A 21,130-nucleotide genomic window follows, 5' to 3' on the forward strand; every position below is an offset into this window, starting at 1 on the left:
CTGTGATAAATCACGGAAAAAAATATATACATTGCCTCATTGTCTAGAATACCCGTCTCAATATGTTTATAAGAATGGTGTCCGATAGTGCACATAGTTGGGTGCAGAAGATAGCCAAGAAGTAGGCGTTAAGGGAGCAGATGGAAATATGTTAAGTGATGGTGATAGCATCTCGATTATTAAGGACCTTAAAATTAAGAGTACATCATTATTGAATCATACAGACCCTGACGAAACGGCCACAAGAACCGCCCCATGATTCGCGTTGTTCTTTGAAAAATGATATGCTATATTTTTATTAATACGGCTTGTTTTAAGGGGTATGATTCAATGAAGCAAACGATTCTCGTTGTGGAAGATCAGCAAGTTCTTCGTGAGATCATGAAAGAGTATTTAGAAGATACGGGTTACGAAGTATTGGAAGCAAAGAATGGAATAGAAGCACTAGCGTTATTTGAGGAGAAAAAGATCCATTTACTTGTGTTAGATATTATGCTTCCTGAAATAGATGGATGGTCAGTGTGTCGAAGAATACGGAAGCAATCCAATGTACCGATACTTATGCTCACTTCTCGGTCAGATGATGATGACACACTGTTAGGTTTTGATTTGGGTGCAGATGATTATGTAGTAAAACCTTGCAGTCCTCCTGTTTTGTTAGCTCGATGTAAGCGACTTTTAGAAATAAAAAGAGAGATACCACCGGCAGATACTTTAGTTGCTGGGCAATTTATGCTTGATTACTCTTCTAGAAAGATTACTGTATCTGGAAGTGAAGTGCGTTTAACACACACAGAGTTTGAAATACTAGCGTATCTTATGGAGAATAAAGGAAGAATTTTAACAAAAGAACAATTAATTATGAAAATATGGGGATATGATTTTGAAGGAGAAGAACGCACGTTAAGTAGTCATATAAGAAATTTACGGTCGAAATTAGGTGAACACTCTAAACACATTGTCACAGTAATTCGTTCAGGATATAAATTTGAGGAGTACCTATGAGGAAAAGTATTGTTTCAAAGCTGTTTATAATGATTACCGGATTAAGTTTTTTAATCATTGGAAGTATTTTTGCTGTACAACATTTTTTCTTTGAGCATTTTTACATTAACCAAAAAACGAATGACATATATAGAGCTTTACAAGTGTATCAAGAGCGCGGTTTGCTTGAGGCTGAAAGTGCACAACAAGCCTTTCAAAATGAAGTACAATTTTATCAAGAAAATGATGCTTGGATAGCAGTTTTGGACGAGAATGGCTATCTGAAATATACAGAAGATTATTTTATTGAAGTTCAGGTCAATCAATCGGAAATAGTTGAAATACTTGGTCAAGATACGATAACCCTTCCATTATATACAATACTGGATATTGAACGAACAGTTTCTGCAAATCTTATTTTCCCCTATTTTTTAGAAAGTCCAGGCAAAGACATTGCAATTGAAGGCATTGTAATGGATGGTGTTTTATTTCCTCAACGAGTAGCTAGTGATGTCTCGAGTTTACGTGACGAGAGTCGCTTGGAAAATGAGCAGCTAATTCATAAAGAGTATGAGATGCTTCCCCATTTTAATAGTCCAACGGAATATTTTGAGGAAAATACGAGTGTATTGATGACAGGAACATTAACAGATATTCAAATTTCTCAAGAGCATTTTTCTCGTTACACTAATTCTATATTATTGAATCAAATTAAAGCGTTTCAAGCAGACTTGCTGTATGGAGATGTTGAGCATTGGTTAAATGATCCCATAAGCTACGTCATAAATAATATAGAACATTCTATATTGATTGAAAAAATTGAACTAGGAAATGAGCCCGCGTATGTGGTCTCTCTTGCCTCTTTACAGCCAGTAGGGGAAGCAACTAATGTCATGCAAACCTATTTTGGCTATATTGCGATTGGTGCAGTTGTACTAGCTATTATTGCTTCTCTTTATTTATCACGCAAAATTGCTTCTCCATTGATTCGAATGGAGAAGATGACGCAACAGATGGCCAAATTAAAATTTTCCGAAAGCATACCTATCGAATCAAATGATGAGATTGGAAATTTAGGTAAGAACATCAATAATTTGTCTACTATGCTAGAATCTCATATTTTTAAATTAGAACAAGAGATTGAAAAAGAAAAAAAACTGGAGACAACACGTAAAGAGTTTATATCTGGCATCTCCCATGAATTAAAGACTCCTTTAAGTGTGCTTGAAAGTTGCCTCTACATTCTTAAAGATAAACCGAATAGTGAAAAAAAAGACTATTATTTTAAGGCAATGGAAGACGAAGTGAAAAATATGAATTTCCTTGTAAAAGACATGCTGGAGCTTGCGAAATATGATGCCAATGCTTATAATCTTGAGATGCGGCCATTTAGATTGGATGAAGTGATTGAGCACGTGTATAGTAAGCAAGAAAAAGAATTATCCAATAAAAAATTACATGTGTTTAAGAGCCTTCATGAAGTAACAGTAATGGGGAATAAAAACCGTATAAGTCAGGTAGTATTGAATTTTTTAACAAATGCTGTCAGGTATACACCCGAGCGCAACGAAATTATACTGCTTATAAAGGAAAATGGCAATCAAGTTGAAGTTTTAATTGAGAATAAAGGGGTCCATATACCTGAAGAACAGCTTGATAAGATCTGGGATCGTTTTTATAGAGGCGATCAATCTAGAGATCGTTCGACTGGTGGGATGGGCTTAGGATTGGCAATATCAAAAAAAATTTTAGAGTGGCATCAAGCTCCATATGGTGTTCGTAATACAGAAGAAGGGGTTCTTTTCTGGTTTAAATTGAATATAGCGGAGAAAGAAGTGTAGGCGTTAAGTCTACACTTCTTTTTAATTGCACATCATCTGCAACTGAAGTGCATCAAATCTGTAGATTCATCTTTTAGACTTTCATTGTAATCAAATGAAAGGAGAAATAGAAGATGAACAAACGAAAAACAATCAATTTTTTATTCATACTTTTAGTACTAGGTGGAATTTTTTACACAATGAGTCACATGAAGTACATAAGTGACGACTCACAGATACAAATGCATGACATACGTGACGACCCAGAAGATGGGACACGCTTAAGAGTGGTAATTGATCCAGGGCACGGTGGAGACGATGTGGGTGCAATAGGAGCAAGTGGACGATATGAGAAGGATTTTACTTTATTGATAGCTCAAAACGTACAAAAATTGTTAGAAGCCGAACCCTTAATAGAAGTATTCATGACTCGGGAAGAAGATGAATTTTTATCTCAAACCAGTCGATTCAGACCACAGTTTGCTATTGAAAAAGAAGCAGATTTATTTGTGTCTATTCATGGAAATACATTCGATGATCCAACAGTTAGAGGAACAGAAACCTATTATTATCATTCGCATTCACGACAATTTGCTGAAACAATACAAGAATATGTAGTGAATGCCACGCAATTTAGAGATCGAGGAACAAAAAAAGAAAGTTTTTTTGTTTTATCTGAAACAGAGATGCCAGCAGCACTAATCGAGGTAGGTTATTTAACTAATGCGGAAGAAGAAAGTGAAATGTGGGATAACGACTTCCAAGACAGGGTCGCACAAGCCATTGTGGAAGGAATTAAAGCGTATGCGGCTAGATAGAGGAAAAAGAAAAAGTGTCTGGGCTCAAAGAATGTCTCTAAATAAAAAAATAATACAAAGACGAATTAGTTCAATTAGTAATTGGTTAATCCTCTTGCTTTTCCTATGTTTTTTGCTATTAGGGTGCTCCCAAACGGATGATGTTGTAAAGGTAGAAAATAATGAATCTCATCGTGTAGAGAATGATGAGTCTGAAGCAACGAAAGAGCCGATAGATAAGCAAATAGAATCTGAAGTGAAAGCGTTTGAACCAATATTTCAAGGTGAGACTTCAAAAAAGAAGATTGCTTTGACGTTCGATGATGGACCACATCCCATTCATACTAGTGAAGTTCTACAATTGCTAAATCAGTACGATGCTAAGGCGACATTTTTCATGTTAGGAAGTCAAGTTGAAGAATATCCTCATATCGCAGCACAAGTGGCAGCGTCAGGTCATGAAATTGGCAATCATACATGGAGTCATAAAAAATTAACGACGCTCTCAGAAAAGGAAGCAATAGACGAAATTTCTCTTGGAGTAATGGCCATTGAAGATGCTATTGGATATCAACCCACTCATTTTCGTCCACCTTTTGGAGAACGCAATGCGAATGTAGATCAGCTTGTTGGGATGCCATCTATTTTGTGGACCATCGATACGCGAGATTGGGATACAAGAAATCCTGAATCTATTTTTCAGATTGTGAAAAACAATGCAAATAATGGACAAATTGTATTGATGCATGACATTTATGATACTACAGTGGAGGCGCTAGATCTCATTTTAAAGTATTTAACACTAGAAGGTTATCAATTTGTAACCATTAGCGAATTGATAAAATAAAAGGCATTGAGTCTGAATCAATTTCATAATTCGCATATTTACAAACAAATACGAACGATATAGGTATTTATCGTTTTTTTGTACGAAGATTAAATTGAAGAAAAGAACGACTATATTAAGCGGAGGAAACAATGAGCGAGACGCCTTGAGGACAGCATCAGTCAAAGATCCACTTTAAGGAATGTTAGACTAAAAACGTCACATCGTGTGACAACGTCTAACTGATCAAACATCCTGTTGACCCGAGGCGATGCCTCAAGAAAGCAAGTCCATTGATTGACGGAACGCGTCAACACACTTCTCTTTAGATATGTTTATATATTAACATTCGTGTTTAGCGTTAGCGCAAGCCATTATGAAATCCACTCATTCTGTTAAAAGTCAGTTCCACAACTATCTAAATAGTAAATATGAAATATAAGCAACGTTAGTCCCTCATTTTACTATCGTTCGGGGCGCTATTCCAATCTCTAGAATAGATAATGTTTAATCAACTATATACCTTTTGGGATAAAAATAACGTACCAAATGGATTTACCAATGCATAAAAAAGCCCTAGAGATTAACATTTTGATCATCTTATAGGACTTTCTTTTGCAGTTAACTAGATAGATTTGTAATTAACTAAACTTTCGCAGACTGAAATAAGTACGTTTTTTGAATGCATACCCACGACCTGAACTTTCACTGGCTTTCCTCACTATCACCTGTTTTTAAACTAAACGCCTTAATGTCTTCATAAACAGATTCAGTCATTTCCGCATTTCTATAGTTTACTATGATAACATCCTCACTTGTCATAATCTGTATATAGGGTCCATTGCCTGAATGCAAATAAAGTCTAGCTTTTTCGATTTCATCCATTCTAAAGGTACCTTTCTTGAGGCTCAATAAAGAAAGTGCATTTGTTTTTCCCCGAATATTTGGTATTTCATCCGTTAATAATACGTCCTCAACTTCTTCGGCATCGATGCTTATACCATACATCCCGCCTATTTCTAAGGTCGTACCCTGTATTGATATTTTACTTTCCCTCGTAACCCAAAACAATGCAACGGCTAATCCCAAAACAACGAGTACAGACAGAATTGTCTTTACTTTGGATAACTTATCTCTATCACTAAAGTTTTTTGACATCTAAATCCTCTCCTATTCTCCCTCATTATTAAATGATATTTGTACTTTATCGAGTCGTTCGCTTAAGGTACAATATCAATAAATTTATCCTTATATATTCCATATACAATCCATATAGAGATGAAATAAAGCATGATAAACAATCCGCTAAATATAAGTATAACTATGTTGGCTTCCCAATGATCTATTAGCTTATACAATCCATATCCAAATACGCCTACTATCAACCTTAATAAAAGCGCCAGCAGTATATTCAGATTATTTTTCACCGCCGCCGTTGGGGTAGACCAGTTTAACAATGGCTTTTCTATATTGATTACAATATCTATGTTTGAAAAGAAAAGGGTTGACGTAATGCAAAATACTGCGGCAATTAATACCGTTTGTACATTCACAGGTATAGTTAATAGCGTCATTATCCCCAATATCAACGAGGCAACCAGTTGAATGATTAGCGTTGTATAGATTCTGTATTTAATATTATCCCTGTCACTAACAGGAAGCACCTTCGTTTCCCAGAAAGTCTTCCCCTCTCGGGTAATCGCTGTTGAAGAGAGACTGCCAATAATAGCAGGTGTTGTGATGATAGCTGAGAAAATATAGACATGATAAGGCTCTAGAGCTGTAGACTTAAATAACTCTGCTTGAAACTCACCTGTAAACAATATAATAATGAACATTAATATAGGCAGAAAAATGGTTAATACCGTATTTATCAAAAATATTGGATTACTGACAATGATTTTAATATGTCTTTTAATCATTTGTAAGCCTTTATTCCTACTCTTGTAATATATCTTTCCGCCTTGAACAGGAGCCCCTTCTTGGTTAAATTTCATTAATGCCTTGCTATATAATATTTTGGCACAAGCTTTTAAGATCAGTACCAAGACTACATTTAGACCGATGAACAGGAATCCATGAAAAATAGAACCTTGTATCATTTTGGTTAACCAAATACTTGGGGGAAAACGGCGTCCAACCATCATTAGTAAGCCGTCCTCCTGTAATAAAATAGTGTTAAGTTCCTCTGGCCTCAGTTGTATTCTTGAAGACAACATTTGCATGACTATGATAGCCACTAATAGGAGCATATTCCCCACTACAACCATTAGGTTTCTTCGTTTACCACTACCTATGACAGACATAAAAGGTAGAATGATTATCGCAGAGATAATCATAGGTAGCAACGGGGAAATGATCAAAGCTATGATGCCTACATTAAGGCTGCTGAGTTTTAGTCCCCCTACGGTGCTATATAGTACCACCGAGGTTCCAAAGAAAAAGCAGGAAATGATAAGAAGATAAATGTACACTGATGCCAGCTTTGAAAATACGATGGTAGCTTCCTTTACTGGCAATGTAGCGATTAACTGTAAATCCTTCGAGTAAAAAAATACTGAGATAATAAATGGAATGCTAGCAAAAATCATCAGTATCGTATTGGCTATATACATATAGGTTATCGTTAATTCTGGAAAACCAAGCGTTAAAAATGTATTATACAGCTCTAACACCATTTGAGCGGCTGGAAAAATCAATAGGGCTGGTAGGAACATAACCAATATAGTCAAATACTTATTTTTTACATTTAACTGCTGGGTATATTTACTAAAAAAATCTAGAACCAGTATTTTTGTCAAAGATAAAAATTTATTCATCCTTCGTCATCTCCAGAAAAATTTCTTCTAGGGTAGCACTGCTGTTCTTTTTAATGTTTTCTGCTGTATCGCAGGCAATTAGCTTTCCCCTATGAATAATCGCCACCCTGTCACACAGATTTTCCACCACTTCCAGCACGTGGGAGGAAAAAAATACCGTACCACCTTTTTCACAGTGTTCCCGCATAACATCCTTTAATATTTTTGCTGAATGGGGGTCTAGCCCCACCATTGGTTCATCAAGAATAAATAGATTGGGATTTGGCAGCAAAGCCCCCGATATTAACAATTTTTGCTTCATACCATGGGAGTATGAATTAATGGTTTGAGGAAGGGCATCATAGATTTGAAATGCCTTGGTATATTTTTCAATTCTCTCCTTCCTCTGTTGTATGGTTACCTCATGCATATCTGCAATAAAATTCAAGTAATCAATGCCCTTTATTGCATCAAAAATAGTGGGATGATCAGGGACAAAGGTAAAGTTCTTCTTTGCTTCTACGGGTTGCTTTGCAATATCCTTCCCGTTTATTTCAATCGTTCCCTCAGTTGGTGCGATAATTCCTGTAATCATTCTGATGGTTGTGGTTTTACCCGCCCCATTTGGCCCAATGAACCCGATGATTTCCCCTTTTTCTATTTCCAGGTTCAATTGATCTACAGCTTTCTTATTATTACCGTAGGTTTTCGAGGCATTCTTAAGCGTTAACATTTCCTACACCTCCTTGTATATTTTGAATTCATGGGTCACTACCATACTTAACACCCACTGGATACAAATTGATTCATCATCTTCTACTTATTATTTAGTGTTGAGACCTGTCAATTAATATCACTTATTTAAATGCTTCAATGGCATCTCCACTTTAACATTTAAGTAATTAAGTATTTACTTAAATAATAAAATTTTTTTTTGTTTTTGTCAATATTCTTTGGGTTGGGAGGGAAATGCTGACTTCTTGTAATGAGAGTTGATGGGAGATGCCATCTGTCGCTAATCGCTATCGGAATCATTTGATTATGTTAACCCCTATAGAAGTCACAGTCGTTCTCTCCATATCTATGTTAGCAAGTTATACCAAATGCCTAATCCATGAAGTGATATAATCCGTTGCTTCATTTGAAATACTTGACTTAATTTTCTTATAATTCAACATATCTCGATCTCGATCTTTGACCCTCTGGAATAGATGATTATGATCAGAAAACAGCTTGACACTTGCCTCACGATTGCCGCCACTCTCAATATATGCTTTAATTAAATCAACGTTTTTAGCGGGACATTGTACGTCCAATTGCCCATTAACCACCAATGTGGGACACCTTACATTTGACCAATATTTTTCAGGTTCTAGCATCAACCAATCTTTAAACCACGGATGATTATATAAATTTATCTGCTTTTTAGAAACAATAAACAGTAAGCGCGCTCTTAATTGACTGAATTTCCTCTTGAAAAACGTTTTGTCACGATGCTCACTTAGCATAATGTCTTTAAATGCTTGCATAAGCGCCTTCTCCTCATTAATATTGATCACTAATTCACATATCTTCCTATTCGTTTCATCCATTAATTCTAATTCCGTATCAGCCATTCCTTGCTCCTTCGCAATTAACAAGTGCTGCTCTCTGTATATCTCACTCCCTCTCATACCCGGACCAGCAAGAGATATCACAAATGCTACTCTCCCATCAGCTATATTTTCTACCATAGGTGCGACAAGTCCACCTAAACTATGCCCTAATACCCCAATGCTATGAATGGTGTCGCGCCTATAATGAGTTAAATAGTCGATCGCTGCTATCACATCATTTCTGAAATCTAATAGTCCAGCTGTTTCAAAAACACCTTCGGAATCACCTACTCCCCTATCATCAAACCTTAAAACAGCTATCCCATTACTAGCAAGTCGATCTGATATATCCTTAAATATTTTATGGCCTGCTACATGTTGATCTCTCGTTTGTGGCCCAGAACCACTTATAAGAATGACACAGGGAACATTCTTTCCTTCCATTGGCATACTTAACGTGCCTGATAACTTTATATGATCTAAAACATTAACAAATGTAACAGGTTCCTCACTAAATACAGCTTCAGAATTTGGCTTAAACTTCATTTATACTCCCCCCTCTCCTATACTTTTAAATTTTATATAACTCAACTTTCTCATTTGAATTTCCAGGTTCAGCCAAGATAGCGTAAGGGTAGACCGAATATTAAATTTAAGCGTTGCCTTTGAATATAGATTTTCGATTGATTATAAACCTTTCGTTTTAGAGGCGCAGGTGAGCTATGTTCCGCTTTTCGGAACGACATAACGTGCTAAACGTCGCATGCCACAGCGAATCAGGACATTAGCTTCCGTTATCACCCACCTCAATCGATTGACCTCTGTTCTCTATTTTGAGGCAAGCGTTTTACGGACGGTTATCTGTGATAAAAACTTTAACCACATACTAATGAATACATTCTTAAAATAACTTAATTATAAATGGTAAATCCTTTTACTCGATTCTCTCTTTCCAATCAGGCTTACAATCAAATGACATAGCTTTTTTCCCTACTGACGTCTCTCAAACTTTGCATCCGTCACCTCGAATTGAAGCCAATGAAACGGACCTTCCTTTAGATTCCAATACACATTTCCTTCAGTAGGGATCAGGATACCCCGTACTTCTTCGTATTGATCGATAGAAACCGACCATTCTTCTAAAGTATATTCCCCTCCATCTTCCATATATCTTTCCGCTACAAAACGCTCAGGTTCGCCATTGTCTTTAAAGTAAAATATTCCTGAAGCATTAACATCTCCGTAAGTGATATCAGCTTTTGCAGCATGATCATCGATCGCCTCCCAAGTGATATACGACGACAACACTACCTGAGGATACCAAACGATTTCAGCTAGATAGCGGACTAACGATCCTTGTATAAGCTCCGGACCAGATCCGCTTCCAACAGTAAAATTCCCCATTAACTTGATCAGCATATCAGCTTCATGATTCTGATATATATCCCTGCCATAGATGGTAACGCCTCGCATCGCTTTAATTTCTGACGTCCATATATAAGAGGGACAATCAATTCCAGAATGTTGTTCGGCATCAAACGGCATCCATTTCCCGTCAGGCTTAGTTCTTAACATACCTTTTTGACTAATCCACACTGAGGAAATAGGTTCATGATCTAAAGCATGTGTCAAATTCAGCCATTTCATTACCGGAAGAGGTAACAGGTCTAGTTGATTTTGATCAATCGACATAGATGGTTGCTCAGACATCTCTTGCAAAAAAATTTTTGTTTCTTTTTTCATCTGCTTCTGAAATAGGTGATCTCTAACGATAACACCTATGCCTAACACAGTTACGACTATCATGATCACAATAATTATACGTGATAAGCTCATTTGTCTCACCTTCCCTTCATTTTTATAAAACGAACCTTCAATCAGTGGGCGCTTTCGTTCTTCTCACACTGATTGAAGGCTCGTTGAGTGAATCAGAACATTAACGTCCGTTATCACTCACCTCAATCGATTGACCTCTACGCTCTAATTTGAGGTCGGTGTTTTACTGACGGTTATCTGTGATAAATGAGTTGGTTGCATTCGGATATCTTTTTCATTTTTTATTTTAATTGGAAACGCATCATGTATAATTAGCACCAATCGAAACAAGAAATCATTTTCTTTCTTACGACGTGAGTTCCAATTTTCTTCAAGTCGAAAGCCGCTGTATGGTGACCAATGCGTAAAATATCGATGTGATTTTATCCGAGAAAAAATGTCACGATCTGAAACAAAAGTACGTATCACTAATTCAATTTGCTTCTTAAAGTGATCGCTCCGATCAATGACGCCCATCTTTGCCAACAACTCCATACGGTGAAACCATTGCATCCAGTCTTGCGGGCGTTTCAATTGTCGAAAATCCATTTCTATCGATTGAATAGCAAAGTTACCAGGAGCAATAATTTGCTGTTTCCATCTTCCCTTCATATCATGAATAGGTGCTAAGCGCAGCATGTTTTCAATAGCAGTGGTTACCTTCTCCATCTGTTCATTTGTCCGCCAAGATTCAGTATAAGCAAGAAGCCGAAAATGATAAACACTTACCCAATAGGCATCTTTGTTCAATACCCACTTCCCATCAACGAACGTACAAATCTCATCTAGCTCCTGCACAGAGGTCACAAATTGAAAAGCCTGTAAAGCTTTATTAATTTGCTCCTGAACCATTGAATCATTTTCAAAACCTGCGTATGCTAATATTGTTGCTTTGATCATATTCGATCCACCTAAATTAAGCGCATCTAAATATTGACCGACATTTCTTAAGCTCCCCGTTTCAAATACGTGAGCGTCTTCACAAATATAGGTTATCATCTCCCTAAGTTTGGGATGATCAGAACGTACACCTTTTTCTTTTAGAAGCCGAACATAAGTCTCTATTCCATCTACTGCATGCACATCTCGCTCGATCATTTGCTTTAACGGTTGATCACAAATATATTCAACTTCCTTATCAGACAATATTTGTCTATATAATGCAGGTAAAAATTGATGGTCTCGATACTGATACTGTTGATCGATCTCGGTTAAAATGCGATATTGAATAGAGGGACACCCCTGCTGTAATAAGCGACTAATTAAATCACCTTTTATTGCGCGCACTTGCTCAATTAGATCTAAATTCATCGTCGACCATCTCCATTTTTGCAATGTTAGCCACTAACTTTTCTATTAACCTACTAAGCTCCTGTACCTCCTCAGTGTGAAAGTCTGCAAATAATCGATTTATAAATTCTAATTCTCTATCTTCACGAGTAAGTAAATGCTGTTGACATTTCTCCGTAAGACCCACTCTTTTTACTCTTCGGTCTTTAGTATCAGTATAAACCTCAAGGAAACCTTTCTCCTTTAAATTCTTTACCATTTGCATCACATTTTGATGCGTCACGCCTACAATTCGAGCAATCTCTTTTACTGAGAGTTGATCCGGTAAGCTTTTGTAAATAATTGCGATTAAGAGCCATTGTTTCACTGTTAATTGTTGATCTAATCGATCTCCAAGCATTTGTAATCGATTAGCCATTAAAAACAATGAAGCAAATATCTTCCCCTTATCTTCATCCATAATACTAATCCTCCTGTTTTGTAAAGCGCATTTCTATTTTTACCACTTCCGCACGAGACGATTGAATGACCCAGCGATATTCTCCTGAAAAGGCTTCTCCACAAACTTCATCAACTAAGATCGTTTCTGAATCGATGTAACCTGTAAAGATAGGCTCCTCACTCAATAAGCTGTACAACTCAAATAAAACGTCGCCTGATTCAACTTCTCCCTTGATCTCAAATATTTGTGCCTCTTCAACGATAAGCTTCGTTTCATATTGGCCCTTAAAAGCATCAATCGTTATTAAATAATGATCGTCATCAATTGGTGAGATAAATAACTTTGTTGCTTGATAGCCTCCTTGCTGACAACTTGTTAAACACAATAGACAGCACACCAAGCTGATTATTCGTTTCATTAGTAATCACCACTTCAAAGGTAATATATTACCTTTTAATTATAAGGTTACTTATCGTGTGGTGTCAAGACGATTAAAAAGCCTAGCAAGAATGTTATTAACTTCTGCTAGGCTTATGTATTTAATAAAAAAATATAAATTTAAAAGGACTAAAAAGTATTGTTGTTAGAAAATAAATATTACTATAATTGACCTTAATCAAAACAAATGAGGCCTTCTGATTCAATAGCTGCGGCATGTGCCTCACCTATTCCACTTATTCGCGTCATATCACGATACGAGCGAAATGGTGTACTTCGCAAGCTAATGATTTGTTCAGCTCGTTCTGGGCCAATTTGATAAATACGTTGTAGCTCACTTGAAGAAGCTGTGTTAATTTCCACCGCATTTGGCGGGCACGTTGCGTCAGATTCATTCGATGAATCAGTACTGGAGGCCTCTTCTTCAGAGGTTGAAGAAGAATGGGTTGAAGTGTTTGCTGTTAATTGACTAACTTCATCACTTAACTCAATCACCTGATCTTCTAAGTTGTCAATAGCATTACTTTTTTCTTTTAATACACTTTCCTTTTCTTCTATTGCTTTATCTTTGACTAGAAGATTTTCTTCTAGTTCATTAATCTTCTCTTTAGCCGACTCTAAATCAACTTCTGCTTCTTCCAATTTTAATATGAGCGTTCCATTTTCCGATTCTAATTGCTCAATCATCTCAAGATCATAGTCTGGACTAGCTGCGGAGATAGTTCCAGCCATTATAAATGTTATTAGCAAAGTAGGAATGCCAAATTTTAATACTTGCTTTCTAGAAACCGCTTTAATTTTCTGTGGTTTAATCAGCCCAAAAACAAACGTACCCAACGTAACAATAAACAATAAGAGTGTAAAATCTTCCATAGTGTCTTCCCTTCTTTCCTTCCTATTTTTTTAAGTCAAGTAAATGATTTGATAATTTTTCTAAAAAAATGTATCTTTTCGCCATTCAGAAACATAATTAGGAATAAAAATAGACCATAATATCCAATTTTTTATACTTAATTTCATTTTGTAATATAAATAAAGAAAATACAAGCTGTTTTAACAATTTCTACTGAAAATAACCCCTATTTCTTAAAAAATAAAGACTTTTTATTATAAATGTGTAAAAAATCCTTTAAAAATTTGAATTATTATGAGGTGTAGTAATACCACCAAATCTTTCAGCTTGTCTTAGCATCTACTTTAAGTGATATACTTTGAAAAATTAAGTGATGTGATAATGGGACAAGATTTCTTACATAAACTATCGATTTTGTTCGGATCTAATTCCACTCCATTTAACCATGATGAAAGATCAATTGACTTTTACCAAGAGCAAATGAGGTAAATATTTTTCATCTATGCCTACTGAATAATACTCAACATACACATGGCCGGGACATAACAAAAATATGATCTCCAAATACGAATGATGTTAGCATGTGTAGGTTTATCACATACCCGCAGAGGAAATATACTCCCTTTCTGCGGGCACGGCTTCAGCTAATTCAGTAAAGCCAAAAGCGCTTTACTGAATGGATCTTCAGCTCGTGCTGTTCCCGCTAGAGTGTCGCATATTTCCTCTGCTATTTGGTATCATTCGTTTTAATATAATAAAGACGAATAATCCAATCACAAAACAAACGAATCATTCGCAACTGATCTTACGTCTTTTACTTTTGTCCCAACCTCACTGTGTTTCCCTTTTACTAGCATCAAACAAAATAGATGCCCTGGATGATGTTCGATATGCCATAACAATTACGAGATTACCGCCTCAAAGATAGATTAAATTTCTCCCATTTTATTTATTTCGACATGCTTGATTACTCATATGATGATGCACACCCTGCTAATAAGTACTACTTATTTTTCCTAGCAATAATGATGTAAATACCATCTTTCGGCTGTAACTTTTTCGTGATACTTAGTCCGGCATCTTTGATCTCTTGTTCCATAACAGCAGCAGCAATTCTAGGATGACTGTGGTTAGGGTTTTCTTCCTTTTCGAATTCTAAACATACAAAGTGACCATTAGTTTTCAATACTTGTTTAATACGCTCAAGCGCAAGAGACAACGGTTCAATCTCGTGTAAAACTAATGAAGCCAGAACCAAGTCAATTGAATGATGTCGCAGAAGAAAGGCATCTATACTATCTTCTAAAGTTTGGATATTTGTAATGTTTTCATCTCTTGCTTTAGCATTTATAATCGCCAACATTTTGGGATCTATATCTAACGCGTAAACAGGTCCCTCTACCCATTTAGCAGTCGGGATGGTCATATAGCCAGTCCCTGCCCCCAAGTCTAATACTTTATCCTGTTTGTTAATTGGGAGTAGGTTTAATAGCTTTTCTGGTGGTATGTCTCCTCTTTTTTCTGGATTATCAAGAAATTCAACCTTTTTAGCAAATTTTTTATCAGAACCATACTTTATTTCCTTCATATTATTCAACCACCTTTATTAAATTTGTTTATCTTATTCTTATTTAGCACTACTCCACGTCTCAATATTAAGTGCATTGTTAATAGCTGCTGCTGTAAATGCCCCTGTCGAAGCAGCTGCAATCGTCTGGTAAAGCTTTGAAGCCGCATCTCCAGCACTATATACACCTGAAATAGTGGTTTTTCCAAAATCGTCGGTAATTATCATTCCTGCTTCTGTAATTTCACATCCCAACGCTTGAGGTAACGTCGACCCTGTAACAAGGTCCGGCTTAAAAAAGATCCCTCTACAAGCAATAATCGTTCCATCTTCGAGAACAACTTGCTTAACGATTCCGTCATTTGAGTCAATATGCTTAATCACCGAATCGAACAATGATACTTGATGCTGTTCGAGCTCTTTTCGTTCGTCATCAGTTAATTGATCAGGACCATTGGTGCAAATCGTCAAATGGTTCGTCCACCCAGATATGAGTGGAGCAAAATGCATCAGTTCGGTCCCTTTATTAATAATGACTAGCGGTTTATCTCGCAATTCCCATCCATCACAATATGGGCAGACGAAGGCACTTTTACCATAGACCTCGTCCAACCCCGGTATAGCAAGTGGACGATCCTTCATCCCAACAGCAAATAGTATTTTTTTGCTTTTAAAGCTTCTTCCGTGCTTAGTTATAATTCGGAACTGACCGTCGCTTCCTTCAATCGATATCGCAATATCTTTGATAAAGGCTACGGACGGATATACGCTTATCTCTTGCTTAGCCAACGCTCGAAATTCACTTGGGGCTACCCCGTCTCGAGTAAGAAATCCATGAGACGCATGCGTGACCAAATTACGCGGACTACCTTCATCAATTACTACAACCCTCTTCCTTGCTCTCCCTAAAACTAAAGCTGCATTTAATCCTGCTGGACCACCGCCAATAATTGCCACATCAAGTATTTGTTTTCCCATCATTAATCTCACCTTTCATAGATCGTTAATATCTATAATTGAAATGCAAGAAGTGTATTACTTCTTGTTTATTGAATAGTTACAACGCTTAGTAGCTTGATCCAAGACAAACTGAATCGTATGCTCCCGTAAATATTGGTGTAGGTGCTGTTCAGCACCATCCATCACCTTTTTCACCAAACATTCATCGCGATCAGTCGCCTTTGGCTTTGGCTCAGTATTACTCAGTTCAGCCAATAACTGATGCTGTTTTGAATTCAAATTAGAGCATTCAAACATCTGCTGTCTTCCTTCAATGGCCTGAATCACTTCAAGAAAAGTAATCTCTTCAGCTGTCTTGGCAAGCTCATACCCCCCTTTCACCCCGGATACTGCACGTACGATACCATCTTTCCTCAACTTAGACATAATTTTGGATAAGTAGCTTTCTGAAACACTAAGTATTGCAGATAACTCCTTGACCCCAATGTTATTACGATCCTCTGCTTGAGCCAAATGAATTAAAGCATGTAGAGCGTAATCAGTGCTTTTAGAAAACTGCACAGTTATCCTCTCTCCTTTCCAAAATATATTATGGATATCTAATGTCCATAATAAATCATTTGAAGGCATATTTCAATTAAGACGCTCAAACATATAATAATGATTTGAATCAATTATGTTAAATGCGTTTACAGGATGTATCTATTTTGAGACGGGTGTTTAACTCCTCCCGCTGCTCATCACCAAGAATTTGATAACCGTAAGTATAAGCTTAATCATAATGTTTAAATTTTGATTTATTCTAACTATAATGCTATCCTAAATAACACTATCTGAAAAAGGAGTGTTACCACTTATCATGGCAAAAATAACAACAGAACGTTTAATATTGAGAAATTTCCAAGAGAAAGATGCAGAAGATTTATTTGATTATCTTTCTAAACCAAGTGTAAATTGCTTTTCAAAAGAAAAGATAAATACATTAGAAGAAGCCATTTCAGAGACAAAGAAAAGAAGTAAGGATGAGTTTCAACTTGCGATAGAGCTAAGTCAGGAAAATAAAGTAATTGGTCATGTGTTTGCAGATTTTAAAAAGCCTGATACATACGCAGTCGGCTGGCAATTTAATGAAACCTACGGTGGGAAAGGCTATGCGACAGAAGCAGCCTCAGCACTTTTTAATTACTTATTTGACCAAGAAGATGCACGTAGAATCTATGCTTATGTCGAGGATGACAACTTTCCATCCCAAAAATTATGCGAGCGCTTAGGCATGCGCAAGGAAGGATGCTTTCAAGAATTTATATCGTTTGTTAATCATGCCGATGGTACACCAAAATATGAAAACACCTATCAATATGCCATTCTAAAAAAAGAATGGGCGTTACAACAACGTAACCAATGAATGAGCCCCGGATTAAGCCGGGCTACTAGTATTTCCTCATTTTCGGTTCGCATGGTAACGCGTAGATCCTAATTGATTTGAGTGAGCACCTTCGCTCATTATGTGAGTGCAAATCTTTCATTTTGAACGCGCTGGTGCTCATCCCAAAAAATCCTCTAAGATACTTCGATGACTATCGAGTATTTTCTCAGATAATTGATTGACTTGATAAAATTTAAAGTCTAAGGATGTCTGCTCGTTTATTACTAACTGACGTGAGACATTATTAATCTGATAAACAATGGGATAGCATGTCCAAAGGGGATACGCTGTCATCCATTTGGCTTTTATCAATGGGTGACAGCTCTCCAGCTATTAAAGCATTCATTACAAAGTTTAAATATGAAATGTAAATATAACAAAAGATAAAAAAAGAAAATTAACGGAAGCAATCACTCTTCCTGTGATTGTCTCCTGTTTAACGTGTTCTCGTTTTAATTCCCTTGCAAAAATTCAAATAAATCTTCCCTGCTGTGTGTTTCATAAACTTTATCTTCTGTATCGAATACTATATAAGTTGGTACTTCTTCTATTTCTGGTAACGACGAATGCTCTAAAGAAAAAGCACCTGCGAAATTACTTACATTACAAATGTTATTTTCCCGAAGGACTTCGTGAGTAATTTGAGCCTCTTCATCATCTGAGTCTACAACTAAATATAATCCATAGTTGCCTTCTTCAGAAAGGTTGTGCTTACTTTATATTAAGGATGTATCTGTAAACATAACAAAAAAAGCTGTCATCCATTTTATTTTTATCAATGGGTGACAGCTCTCCATATTTGTTTTGATATTGCTTTTCATGTTTTGTCTTACGCTTCCTTGTTCTTAAATCTCCTAAGGCATAGATCCCCCTATTTTTAGCAGGGTCTCGATAACCTTCTCTGACCAACTTTTCTCTTGTCTTTCTTGCTTTACTCTTTGCCATCGTGATTCTCCTTTGGGTATTGATAATGTCTTTTTGTACTTTTGATGAAATCCGTACAAAATCATGTCGATATTATCCTATAGATTCTACCCAGCATTTTATTTTCAGTAAAATATACCCGCATCATGACTGGTGCGGTCATTACTTTACATATAGAATTTACTTGATATTTCGTATATTTGTCAACTCGTCAGAAAAATTCTACTATGCACAGCCATCCTATAAACCAATGACAACTCAGCCAAATGAAGAAGCGGTTAAAAACTTTTAGAACAGGAATTTGATATCGATAAAACGATGTCTGTGTTGGTAAGTGATTTAACATATGTCAAAGTAGGTAAGCATTGGAACTATGTCTGTTTCTTACTAAATTTATATAACAGGGAAATCGTTGGTTATAGTGCCGGAAAGCACAAGGACGAAAATTTAGTTCAACGTGCCTTCGCAACCGTAAAGCAACCATTAGAAACGGTAAAAATATTTTATACAGATCGCGGTTCTGAATTTAAAAATGTCGTGATTGATGAATTATTAGATGCGTAGAACATTGATCGCTCTCTAAGTAAAAAGGGAACCCCTATGATAATGCAGTGTCTGAAACAACTTTTAAGATACTAAAAACTGAATTAATAAATAGCATGTACTTTGACACCCTTGAACAGCTCTCTCTTGAACTTTTTGATTATGTCAATTGGTACAATAATATCCGAACACACAGCACCCTTGGGTACTTAAGTCCAGTAACTTATCGAAATTCTGCCCTTAAAAAATTTGTCTAATTTAGTGTTGACAATCCAATTTGACGCTTACGAAGCTATAAGTATTTTATCAAAAGATAAGCCTTTGTTGCTTTTTTGACTTAGAAGCGTGGTTAAATGGATAATTCTCGCTTCTAAGATTAGACACTAAAAACTTTTTTTCTGAAATAAATAAGTTGCTATTAGAATAAAACCAAGTGCATATGATCCGAGAACAAGCAGAAAAGGCACAAGTTCTTGTATAGTGTTTAAGTGATCCAAGCTATAAGCCAAATATTTAAATGGAAATATAGAATTTAATTTGTAGTTAGCCAGAAATGCACTTATATATTCATTAAATACTACTAGACAAATGCCAATAAAAACACAAATTTTGTTTTTTCCTATGACAATATTTAAAGCACTAATCAAAACCGTATAGAATATCGCCTTTGTCATACCTAATCCAATGGTTTTAATAAAGGAAACAATCATATTTTCCATTTCAAAACTTCCGTCAATCCATCCAACTGTAACGAAATCATTTCCGTTAATTCCAAATCGTATTAACCCTATAATAAAACCAATAATATAGAATAATAGAAAATAAGTAACCACTGTTATAATGGCACTAATTAGCTTGGCAGCTATGATACTGCTACGATTATTACAACTCTTTATAATATTTATCCATGTATTATTCTCATCCTCTACCGCCAGAACCCTACTTCCTAATAATAGGCTAGTAATAATAATAAAAAGTGTTAACATCTCAAGTTTAGTCATAAAAAACCATACATTAGAGGGCCGATAAGGGATATCATTCTCAATACTATAATCAATTAAATCTATTTCAGTTTCTATAGTCCTAATTATTTGTGTATTAACTATCTCATTTTCTTCTAAATCATCCGACTGCTGGCTGAGCGATTCAATTGCATCTTTCTGTAAAACCCTTATTTCTCCAGCACTTTCTTTCCATTCTGAAATAGGTTCACTCGAAAACAGAAGTGAATAAAGCGATATAAGTAATATCGTCAAAGAACCAATAACAACCAATCTCTTCAGATCAACTAATTTTCTAAACTCACACTTTAGTAAATTCATTATATTATTCATTTTCTGTACCTTTATATTTTATTATTTGTTCATATAGTTCATCTAGATTGTTGTTAAAATCGCGCTTATAGATCATCTTAACTATTTCTCCTTTTTGGATAAAGTACAGCTTATCACAAACTTTTTCTAATTCATTTAGAATATGACTAGAAATAACTACTGCCACCTTTTGTTCTGACAATTCTCTTATATAATTTCTAACATAGTTAATTCCTTCGGGATCTAGGCCATTTATTGGTTCATCTAAGATAACAAGTTTTGGTGAGTTAATCATTGTCATTGCAATACCTAACCTTTGTTTCATTCCTAATGAATACTTTTTTACTTTCTTTCTTTTCTGTACATCAAGCCCCACATCAGCAATAACACGATTGCAAGTTTCTCTGATTTTTGTTTTTTCTATTCCTTTCATAAGCGCTTCAATTTCTAAATTTAAGTAACCAGAAAGGTGGTTATACATAGTGGGCGTTTCAATAATAGAATTGACAGGCATTTCGCCTAAAGACTTCCAGTAGTCAATGCTTTTTTGGTTTATTTCTATAACTCCTTCACTCGGGTTCGTGACTCCACAGATCATTTTCATTATTGTCGTTTTTCCGGCACCATTAGGACCAATTAATCCGACAATCTCACCTTCGTTCACTTTCATATTTACATTGTGCACCAATATTTCATTCCCATATTCTTTAGAAACACTCTTTAGTTCTAGTATCATATT

At 35.9% G+C, this 21,130-nt stretch carries 22 protein-coding genes and 1 pseudogene; 8 read left to right on the forward strand and 15 right to left on the reverse strand.

The genetic code is table 11. From position 1 onward, the window contains the following. Nucleotides 1-97 precede the first annotated feature (97 nt). The 5 genes from JOE23_RS12340 (at nucleotide 98) to JOE23_RS12360 (ending at nucleotide 4,448) form a co-directional block, all read left to right on the forward strand. The gene (locus JOE23_RS12340; protein WP_204438805.1) at nucleotides 98-259 is read left to right on the forward strand and encodes a PhnA domain-containing protein; all 162 of its coding nucleotides are present in this window, start codon (nucleotides 98-100) and stop codon (nucleotides 257-259) included. Between the two features lie 71 nt (nucleotides 260-330). Further along, nucleotides 331-1,005: a response regulator transcription factor gene (locus JOE23_RS12345; protein WP_204438806.1), complete on the forward strand. Its 675-nt coding sequence runs from the start codon at nucleotides 331-333 to the stop codon at nucleotides 1,003-1,005. Beyond that, the gene (locus JOE23_RS12350) at nucleotides 1,002-2,825 is read left to right on the forward strand and encodes a sensor histidine kinase (RefSeq protein ID WP_204438807.1); all 1,824 of its coding nucleotides are present in this window, start codon (nucleotides 1,002-1,004) and stop codon (nucleotides 2,823-2,825) included. Before JOE23_RS12345 ends, JOE23_RS12350 begins: the two co-directional genes overlap by 4 nt. A 113-nt stretch (nucleotides 2,826-2,938) precedes the next feature. Next, a complete protein-coding gene (locus JOE23_RS12355; RefSeq protein ID WP_204438809.1) occupies nucleotides 2,939-3,622 on the forward strand; it encodes an N-acetylmuramoyl-L-alanine amidase family protein in 684 nt (227 codons plus the stop codon). Next, complete coding sequence (locus JOE23_RS12360) at nucleotides 3,609-4,448, forward strand: polysaccharide deacetylase family protein (protein WP_204438811.1); 840 nt, start codon at nucleotides 3,609-3,611, stop codon at nucleotides 4,446-4,448. Before JOE23_RS12355 ends, JOE23_RS12360 begins: the two co-directional genes overlap by 14 nt. A 684-nt stretch (nucleotides 4,449-5,132) precedes the next feature. Here the strand turns inward: JOE23_RS12360 and JOE23_RS12365 are convergent. The 12 genes from JOE23_RS12365 to JOE23_RS12420 form a co-directional block, all read right to left on the reverse strand. Further along, nucleotides 5,133-5,585, reverse strand: a complete 453-nt coding sequence (locus JOE23_RS12365; RefSeq protein WP_204438813.1) for a hypothetical protein — start codon at nucleotides 5,583-5,585, stop codon at nucleotides 5,133-5,135. Between the two features lie 62 nt (nucleotides 5,586-5,647). After that, nucleotides 5,648-7,246, reverse strand: coding sequence for a hypothetical protein (locus JOE23_RS12370; RefSeq protein WP_204438815.1), 1,599 nt, complete (start codon nucleotides 7,244-7,246; stop codon nucleotides 5,648-5,650). Next, nucleotides 7,239-7,958 (reverse strand): ABC transporter ATP-binding protein, encoded by a 720-nt coding sequence (locus tag JOE23_RS12375; protein ID WP_204438817.1) that lies wholly within the window; start codon nucleotides 7,956-7,958, stop codon nucleotides 7,239-7,241. The genes JOE23_RS12370 and JOE23_RS12375 overlap by 8 nt, the downstream gene beginning before the upstream one ends. A 361-nt stretch (nucleotides 7,959-8,319) precedes the next feature. Next, nucleotides 8,320-9,366 (reverse strand): alpha/beta hydrolase family protein, encoded by a 1,047-nt coding sequence (locus JOE23_RS12380; RefSeq protein ID WP_204438818.1) that lies wholly within the window; start codon nucleotides 9,364-9,366, stop codon nucleotides 8,320-8,322. A 444-nt stretch (nucleotides 9,367-9,810) separates the two neighbouring features. Beyond that, on the reverse strand, nucleotides 9,811-10,656 hold the full coding sequence (locus tag JOE23_RS12385; protein WP_204438819.1) for a DUF6544 family protein: 846 nt from the start codon (nucleotides 10,654-10,656) through the stop codon (nucleotides 9,811-9,813). Between the two features lie 144 nt (nucleotides 10,657-10,800). After that, nucleotides 10,801-11,946, reverse strand: coding sequence for a hypothetical protein (locus JOE23_RS12390; protein WP_204438820.1), 1,146 nt, complete (start codon nucleotides 11,944-11,946; stop codon nucleotides 10,801-10,803). After that, nucleotides 11,927-12,385 carry a MarR family winged helix-turn-helix transcriptional regulator gene (locus tag JOE23_RS12395; protein WP_204438821.1) on the reverse strand — a complete coding sequence of 153 codons (459 nt, stop codon included), beginning with the start codon at nucleotides 12,383-12,385 and terminating at the stop codon, nucleotides 11,927-11,929. Before JOE23_RS12395 ends, JOE23_RS12390 begins: the two co-directional genes overlap by 20 nt. A 4-nt stretch (nucleotides 12,386-12,389) precedes the next feature. Continuing rightward, the gene (locus tag JOE23_RS12400; protein ID WP_204438822.1) at nucleotides 12,390-12,785 is read right to left on the reverse strand and encodes a hypothetical protein; all 396 of its coding nucleotides are present in this window, start codon (nucleotides 12,783-12,785) and stop codon (nucleotides 12,390-12,392) included. A 194-nt stretch (nucleotides 12,786-12,979) separates the two neighbouring features. Next, a complete protein-coding gene (locus JOE23_RS12405; protein WP_204438823.1) occupies nucleotides 12,980-13,678 on the reverse strand; it encodes a helix-hairpin-helix domain-containing protein in 699 nt (232 codons plus the stop codon). Between the two features lie 983 nt (nucleotides 13,679-14,661). Beyond that, the gene (locus tag JOE23_RS12410; protein WP_204438824.1) at nucleotides 14,662-15,246 is read right to left on the reverse strand and encodes a class I SAM-dependent methyltransferase; all 585 of its coding nucleotides are present in this window, start codon (nucleotides 15,244-15,246) and stop codon (nucleotides 14,662-14,664) included. A 39-nt stretch (nucleotides 15,247-15,285) separates the two neighbouring features. Further along, nucleotides 15,286-16,203, reverse strand: a complete 918-nt coding sequence (locus tag JOE23_RS12415) for an NAD(P)/FAD-dependent oxidoreductase (RefSeq protein WP_204438825.1) — start codon at nucleotides 16,201-16,203, stop codon at nucleotides 15,286-15,288. Between the two features lie 57 nt (nucleotides 16,204-16,260). Then, nucleotides 16,261-16,746: an Rrf2 family transcriptional regulator gene (locus JOE23_RS12420; protein WP_204438827.1), complete on the reverse strand. Its 486-nt coding sequence runs from the start codon at nucleotides 16,744-16,746 to the stop codon at nucleotides 16,261-16,263. Nucleotides 16,747-17,044: 298 nt separating this feature from the next. On the opposite strand from JOE23_RS12420, the gene JOE23_RS12425 reads away from it, so the two are divergent. Then, on the forward strand, nucleotides 17,045-17,590 hold the full coding sequence (locus JOE23_RS12425; RefSeq protein WP_204438828.1) for a GNAT family N-acetyltransferase: 546 nt from the start codon (nucleotides 17,045-17,047) through the stop codon (nucleotides 17,588-17,590). A gap of 732 nt (nucleotides 17,591-18,322) precedes the next feature. Here the strand turns inward: JOE23_RS12425 and JOE23_RS12430 are convergent. Beyond that, nucleotides 18,323-18,556 carry a hypothetical protein gene (locus JOE23_RS12430; protein ID WP_204438829.1) on the reverse strand — a complete coding sequence of 78 codons (234 nt, stop codon included), beginning with the start codon at nucleotides 18,554-18,556 and terminating at the stop codon, nucleotides 18,323-18,325. A gap of 306 nt (nucleotides 18,557-18,862) precedes the next feature. On the opposite strand from JOE23_RS12430, the gene JOE23_RS18295 reads away from it, so the two are divergent. Continuing rightward, nucleotides 18,863-19,099 carry a DDE-type integrase/transposase/recombinase gene (locus JOE23_RS18295; protein WP_204438830.1) on the forward strand — a complete coding sequence of 79 codons (237 nt, stop codon included), beginning with the start codon at nucleotides 18,863-18,865 and terminating at the stop codon, nucleotides 19,097-19,099. A 38-nt stretch (nucleotides 19,100-19,137) separates the two neighbouring features. After that, a pseudogene (locus JOE23_RS18300) lies at nucleotides 19,138-19,335 on the forward strand (IS3 family transposase); the annotation flags it as partial. Between the two features lie 126 nt (nucleotides 19,336-19,461). On the opposite strand, the gene JOE23_RS12445 reads toward JOE23_RS18300, so the two are convergent. Together JOE23_RS12445 and JOE23_RS12450 are read right to left on the reverse strand one after the other, a co-directional pair. Continuing rightward, nucleotides 19,462-20,412, reverse strand: coding sequence for an ABC transporter permease subunit (locus JOE23_RS12445; protein WP_204438832.1), 951 nt, complete (start codon nucleotides 20,410-20,412; stop codon nucleotides 19,462-19,464). Then, nucleotides 20,405-21,127, reverse strand: coding sequence for an ABC transporter ATP-binding protein (locus tag JOE23_RS12450; protein WP_204438833.1), 723 nt, complete (start codon nucleotides 21,125-21,127; stop codon nucleotides 20,405-20,407). Before JOE23_RS12450 ends, JOE23_RS12445 begins: the two co-directional genes overlap by 8 nt. Nucleotides 21,128-21,130 lie beyond the last annotated feature (3 nt).

It is taken from the genome of Amphibacillus cookii (assembly GCF_016908375.1).
Lineage (GTDB): Bacteria > Bacillota > Bacilli > Bacillales > Amphibacillaceae > Amphibacillus_C > Amphibacillus_C cookii.

Coding starts and splice junctions, on each gene's coding strand:
- JOE23_RS12345 (WP_204438806.1), top strand. CDS start 331: ATGAAGCAAACGATTCTCGTTGTGGAAGATCAGCAAGTTCTTCGTGAG.
- JOE23_RS12350 (WP_204438807.1), top strand. CDS start 1,002: ATGAGGAAAAGTATTGTTTCAAAGCTGTTTATAATGATTACCGGATTA.
- JOE23_RS12355 (WP_204438809.1), top strand. CDS start 2,939: ATGAACAAACGAAAAACAATCAATTTTTTATTCATACTTTTAGTACTA.
- JOE23_RS12360 (WP_204438811.1), top strand. CDS start 3,609: ATGCGGCTAGATAGAGGAAAAAGAAAAAGTGTCTGGGCTCAAAGAATG.
- JOE23_RS12365 (WP_204438813.1), bottom strand. CDS start 5,585: ATGTCAAAAAACTTTAGTGATAGAGATAAGTTATCCAAAGTAAAGACA.
- JOE23_RS12370 (WP_204438815.1), bottom strand. CDS start 7,246: ATGAATAAATTTTTATCTTTGACAAAAATACTGGTTCTAGATTTTTTT.
- JOE23_RS12375 (WP_204438817.1), bottom strand. CDS start 7,958: ATGTTAACGCTTAAGAATGCCTCGAAAACCTACGGTAATAATAAGAAA.
- JOE23_RS12380 (WP_204438818.1), bottom strand. CDS start 9,366: ATGAAGTTTAAGCCAAATTCTGAAGCTGTATTTAGTGAGGAACCTGTT.
- JOE23_RS12385 (WP_204438819.1), bottom strand. CDS start 10,656: ATGAGCTTATCACGTATAATTATTGTGATCATGATAGTCGTAACTGTG.
- JOE23_RS12390 (WP_204438820.1), bottom strand. CDS start 11,946: ATGAATTTAGATCTAATTGAGCAAGTGCGCGCAATAAAAGGTGATTTA.
- JOE23_RS12395 (WP_204438821.1), bottom strand. CDS start 12,385: ATGGATGAAGATAAGGGGAAGATATTTGCTTCATTGTTTTTAATGGCT.
- JOE23_RS12400 (WP_204438822.1), bottom strand. CDS start 12,785: ATGAAACGAATAATCAGCTTGGTGTGCTGTCTATTGTGTTTAACAAGT.
- JOE23_RS12405 (WP_204438823.1), bottom strand. CDS start 13,678: ATGGAAGATTTTACACTCTTATTGTTTATTGTTACGTTGGGTACGTTT.
- JOE23_RS12410 (WP_204438824.1), bottom strand. CDS start 15,246: ATGAAGGAAATAAAGTATGGTTCTGATAAAAAATTTGCTAAAAAGGTT.
- JOE23_RS12415 (WP_204438825.1), bottom strand. CDS start 16,203: ATGGGAAAACAAATACTTGATGTGGCAATTATTGGCGGTGGTCCAGCA.
- JOE23_RS12425 (WP_204438828.1), top strand. CDS start 17,045: ATGGCAAAAATAACAACAGAACGTTTAATATTGAGAAATTTCCAAGAG.
- JOE23_RS12430 (WP_204438829.1), bottom strand. CDS start 18,556: ATGGCAAAGAGTAAAGCAAGAAAGACAAGAGAAAAGTTGGTCAGAGAA.
- JOE23_RS12445 (WP_204438832.1), bottom strand. CDS start 20,412: ATGAATAATATAATGAATTTACTAAAGTGTGAGTTTAGAAAATTAGTT.
- JOE23_RS12450 (WP_204438833.1), bottom strand. CDS start 21,127: ATGATACTAGAACTAAAGAGTGTTTCTAAAGAATATGGGAATGAAATA.